The 5745-nt window shown below is 39.6% G+C and carries 3 protein-coding genes; all 3 read left to right on the plus strand.

Annotation, left to right across the window (positions count from 1 at the left end; genetic code table 11):
* Positions 1-1924 (plus strand): DEAD/DEAH box helicase family protein (locus tag AC5JL8_RS02675; RefSeq protein WP_495878231.1); only part of this gene is annotated, 1924 nt, incomplete at its 5' end.
* 31 nt (positions 1925-1955) lie between these two features.
* A complete protein-coding gene (locus tag AC5JL8_RS02680) occupies positions 1956-4274 on the plus strand; it encodes a GmrSD restriction endonuclease domain-containing protein (RefSeq protein ID WP_495878232.1) in 2319 nt (772 codons plus the stop codon).
* A gap of 209 nt (positions 4275-4483) precedes the next feature.
* Positions 4484-5191 (plus strand): hypothetical protein, encoded by a 708-nt coding sequence (locus AC5JL8_RS02685; protein ID WP_495878233.1) that lies wholly within the window; start codon positions 4484-4486, stop codon positions 5189-5191.
* Positions 5192-5745 lie beyond the last annotated feature (554 nt).

Below are 5745 nucleotides of genomic sequence, written 5' to 3' on the forward strand. Positions count from 1 at the left end.
ATTTAGTGGTAGCCGTGTTGATACTCCGTTTCAGACTCACCCGGATCACTTTGGGACTTACAGACAAGAATACCTTACCCTTGAGTCAATTTTGACGGATATCAAACTAGATTCCAACCGTCAGAGTAAAGGGGTAGTAGTTATTGGAGAGCCGGGGACTGGTAAAACTCACTTGATGATGAGACTGGCGAAAGAGCGATTATTAAATAATCGGCTGTTGTTTATCCGCCAACCGAACCACCCCAAGGCGGTGCTACATCACATCTACAGCCGTATTTTAGAGTCGCTGATACAGTCGGTTGGTTCTGCTACCCAATTAGACTACCTAATTATCAATAGCTTTTCTCAAATTCTCAGTTTCCGAGTGACATCTCAGAAAGACCAAGAAATTATCAAAGCTCTGCAAGATAAAAACTTAGATGCGCTTGGAGCAGAAGGCACTGCACGCAAACGAGAATACTGGCAGCATATTGAGAAACGGGTTGGCGAATGGTGGGCAGGTCATTATTCTTCTGGTGGATTTGCTCTTGCTATCCTCAAGGGAATTATTAAGTATTGTAGCTATACTGAATCTCGGCGAAAAGATATCGCCACTCGTTGGTTGGCTGGCAATATCTTGTCTTTAGAAGAGTCCGAATTAGTAGGTTTGCCGAATTGGGGCGAAGACCTTAGCCAAGAAGCTTTTTCGTTAGAAGCAATTTCAGTTTTGGCTAAACTTTCGATCTTGGATGAGCCTCTAATTATCATCTTTGATCAGCTAGAAGGATTAGGACTGCCCCATAACCGAGAAATCTTGTTGAATTTTGGGGAAGCTATCAAGGAAATTTTTACCCATGTTCCCAACAGCTTAATTATCCTCAATATGTTTCCTGACCGATGGGAACAGTTCCAAGCTAGCTTTGACAACTCAATTATTGGTCGAGTCTCCCAGTACCAAATCCATTTACGTCAGCCAGATGAAACAGAACTTCAAGCAATTCTGCGAGTAAAACTAATGGCGGTGGATATTCCTTTAGAACTGTTATTCACCCTGGAAGATTTGGAAGACATTCTCGGACAAAAGCCAATTCGAGCGGTGTTAAACCGAGCAGCAGACTATTACAACTACAAAGTTCGTGATATTCCTCTAGCGTCTGTCAAGGAGAATTTTCACAAGCTCGATAGTAAAGAGAAACTCGAACAGGAATTACGAGTTGTACAGCAGCAACAGCAACAACTGACCCAAGCATTTCTGAGTTTGATGCAAGCAATACAAGAACCAGGGTCGGTTGACTTAACAAAATTGCGTCAGCAGTTTCTTCCTGATGTTATCCAGTTACACCCACAGAACTCGCATAATATTCTGGAGTATTTAACTTTGAAAAAGGCTGAACTTGAGCAGCAGTATAGCAATCTTCCTATAATTTCTGACTATGATGACATAGGCAAACTAAAGACTATTGCCGAAGCTTTGAACCATATAAAGCCTATAAAACTGACCCATTATCGCTTAGGAAAGCGAGTTTTACCAGAGCATATTGTAGTTGAGACTGACAAGAAAAATTATGTGATGGGGTTTCTTCAAGTTGACTCAAGCACCACATCTTTTACTAGCAGAATTAATAATTTTAATGAGCTAGTGAGTCTGCATCCTCATGACCACTTTGGTTTATTTCGTGATCAACGCTTAAATGAAGTCAGGGGTAGAGTAGCTAAGGAAAAAATAGCTCAACTTAATAATTCTTCTAATGGAAAGTTTAAGTTATTGACCAAGCATGACAGAATTTCCTTGGATTTGACTTATCAAACAATTATCGACATTCAGAATAGAGATTTGGATGTTGATTTGGAGTCAGCTTTAAAGATATTCATCACTCATCAAGAATGGTATCACTGGCTGTTCAGTATGTTTGGTTTTGCTAAATCTTTTGCACAGGCAGCGTGAACATTATAGATTTTTTCATAAAAAATAGATTATGAATATTACAACTATCCTCGACCAAATTGATATGGGGAGTATGGCCCTACCAGAGTTTCAACGGGGTTACGTATGGAATCGTGACCAAGTGCGTGGATTGATGAGTTCGCTTTATCGTAAGCATCCCATTGGTAGCTTATTAGTATGGGAAACCAAGACTGAGCAAGCAGTTGAGCATCAACGTGGTGATGGTAAGCTTTCCGCAGGTACAGTTAAACTACTGCTTGACGGTCAACAGCGTATTACTTCTTTCTATGGCATTGTACGAGGCAAGCCACCACAGTTTTTTGATGGTAATACCCAAGCTTTCACAGGTTTATACTTCAACTTAGACGAAGAAATATTTGAATTTTATGCTCCTCTGAAAATGAAGGATAATCCCTTGTGGGTAAATGTCACCCAGTTGATGCAGCAAGGTGTAGGAGTTTTTATCCAGAATTTGTTAACTATTCCCGAACTTGCTTCTGGATTGACTACTTATATCAATCGCTTAAATAAACTTGAAGGCATCAAAAATATTAATCTTCATATTGAAGAAGTCAGCGGTGAAGATAAAACAGTTGATGTTGTTGTTGAAATTTTCAACACTGTCAATAGTGGCGGAACCAAACTATCTAAAGGTGATTTGGCACTAGCAAAAGTTTGCGCTCAATGGCCGGATGCCCGTAGTGAACTCAAAGCACGTCTGGCAAAATGGAATAAAGCAGGTTTTGACTTTCGTTTGGAGTGGTTGCTGAGGTGCATTAATGCAGTTATTACCGGAGAGGCAATGTTTTCCGCACTCAAAGATGTTAAGACTGCGACATTTCAAGACGGGCTATATAAGGCAGAAAAAGCTATTGATACCCTGCTCAACCTCATTTCTGGGCGTTTGGGACTCGACCACAATCGGGTACTCGGTGGTATTTACGCCTTTCCTGTCATGGTTCGTTACCTTGTTGATCGTGGCGGACATCTTAGAGATCACAAAGAACGCGACAAGTTACTGTACTGGTACGTGCATACTTTACTGTGGGGACGGTACGCAGGCTCAACTGAGAGCGTTCTAGCCCAAGATTTGCACATATTAGAATCTACAGATAACCCATTAGACCAACTCATCGCCAACTTAAGGCAAAATCGCGGCGACTTGGAAATCAAAGCGATTGATTTTCAAGGCTGGGGTATGGGAGCAAGATTTTATCCACTAGTTTATATGCTTACCCGCGTGCATCAGGCAAAAGATTGGGATAGCGGTATTGACCTGTCTAAACATCTTTTAGGTAAGCACAGCTGCTTAGAAGTTCATCATATATTCCCCAAGTCGCTACTTTACAAAGGCGGTTATCCAAAATCTGAAGTGAACGCGATCGCTAACCTCACCTTTCTTACCCAAGAAACTAACCTCAAAGTCTCAAATCGCCATCCTTCGGAGTATTTTGAGGCATTCGAGCAAATCCAACCGGGTGCGATTGCAACGCACTGGATACCGATGGAACGCAGTTTGTGGCAAATTGAAAATTACCATGAGTTTTTAGCCGCACGTCGTGAACTTTTAGCTCAAGCTGCCAATAAATTTTTGAATAGCTTACTCGCTGGCGATATTCCAGAACCAAAAGCGGCAGACTCTCATGTCGCTCAAAACGTTATTGAAAGCTCTACTGCGGTTGTATCACTGGCTGACCAAAGAGTTCTAGAAGAATGTAATGCATGGGTGCAAGAGCAGGGGTTGCCAAAGGGTCAATTGATGTACGAACTGATTGATTCTACAAGTAGTGCGATCGCAGTCTTGGATTTAGCATGGCCCAATGGTTTGCAAGAGGGTAAAAGTCAACCAGTTGCCCTGATAATTGATGCAGATAAGGAAATCGAAGAAATTGCTAATCGTCTTGGTTATCGCTATTTTACTGGCATAGATAGATTTAAAAGCTATGTCATGCAGGAGATTTTAGCTATTGAGTTTCCGCCAGTAGAGGACTACAAACAAGCTTTCATGGCTATCAGTTGCGAAATAACGAATAGTCATAAAGCTATGCTGAAAGCGCATTACCAGGCATCCGCACAAATTATTACTGCCACTGGATTAGCGCAGGCGGCTGGATACGAACATTTTGGTGGTGCAAATCTCCAATACGCCAGAATAGCAGAACTGGTCGCAAATTACTTAAACTATATGCCACCAGAACGTGATGATAACGGTAAACCATTCTGGTCATGGATGTTAGCTTCGGGGTACTGGAAAACATTGGAAGATACCGAAAGTATGACTCAACGAGAATGGCAGTGGCAGTTACGCCCACAAGTTGCTCAAGCTTTAGAGGAATTAGGTTGGGTATGAACCACGTTACAACAAGACCCTGTGTTAAAAAATCTGATAGTGATTCGTCAGCCGAATGCTACCAATTACAAGATTACTCAGCAGGAATGGCAGCGTGTGCATGAGTTGAAGGGGTAGTAATTGCCCCTGCCACATTGAGAGAACCCAGTCGTACCGGCTGCACCCTAGCTAATTAAGTAAATATTGCAACAAACTAGATAATTATTTATATGAGTGAACCTATTTCCTTAACAGTCCTTTTCGGGGCATCTAAAGTAGTTTTTGATATTTCTATAAAGCTTGCTAAAGCTTCAAAGCTAATAGACTCTATTGAGAATAAGCTTGACATTTTGATGCAGGTAGAATTTGATGCTGCTTGGAAAACACTTCTTCAGGCGTGTAATTCTAGCTCTTCTTATGAACAACATTCGCTTCTAATTAATGATGCTAGGGCTTGTTTTACTAAAGCTACTTGTATTGAAAAGGGCGAGCGTCTTTTTTACGCTTACTTAGGGTTAGCAATTTGTCATTATTTACTAGATGATTTAAGTAATGTCAAAATATGCTTAATAGAAATTGCAAAAATTAGTATATATAAGGATATTTATCAACGCAACATAGAGTCAAATTTTGGCTTTAATAAATATGGTAGGAGTTCTGTTATAAATAGTTATAATCTAAGTAATGTATTAAATATTGCAAAAGCTATCCTTGCATATCCACTGCTTTTAGTACATAAAACAGAAATTCAAAAATATAACAAATACAAAAGTGACCTGATTGACGATATTTTAAACAAAATAGGTGCTGAAGAAAAAATAATTTCTATGGTCACAAAAGCCAATGAGCCAAGTCTTGTATTTAAAAATTTAGAATTAAAATCTTTAGAATTGATAGATTTACAAAAACAGTCTTTGGCAATAGTAGCAAATATTTAATGTTTATGAGCTTTTATTATGCTGATTGCAAGCAGCGCAACAAGCTGGTAGATTATAAAAGTTACCGAATTTTTTAATCTTTTTTAAAATATCAATTAGCTAATCTTGGTAATCATACTTGCGATCATTAAATTCAAATGCAACGTTCCATTAACAAATACTAATCTAGCAATGTTGCTATGTTATGGGAATGCATCACAATTTTAACCGCAGTTGAGTTAGTACAAGTTTTATCGCCGAGCGAACAGTTGATTAAGCACATCAGCTAATCCCCAACGCCAAACTCATTCGGCGTTGGGGATTAGCTGACTTGTAGCAGCATAATTTGGTAGTAACTCTCTTCTATCACTCTCCGGAAACAAAAATCAAAAGCAATGTTTAAAACTTTGACTGGGACTGGGTTTGTCGCTTTATTTTTTATTATGAAAAATATTATCATTGCTTGATCGGAAAAACTTTATGCAGCAAGGGTTTCAGATTTTTATTTATGGAAAGTGACAAAAGCGGTTGACGGACGAGGCTATGTCCGCAATGGATGAAAGAAACCAATAGAT

The sequence above is a fragment of the Mojavia sp. genome (assembly GCF_059505145.1).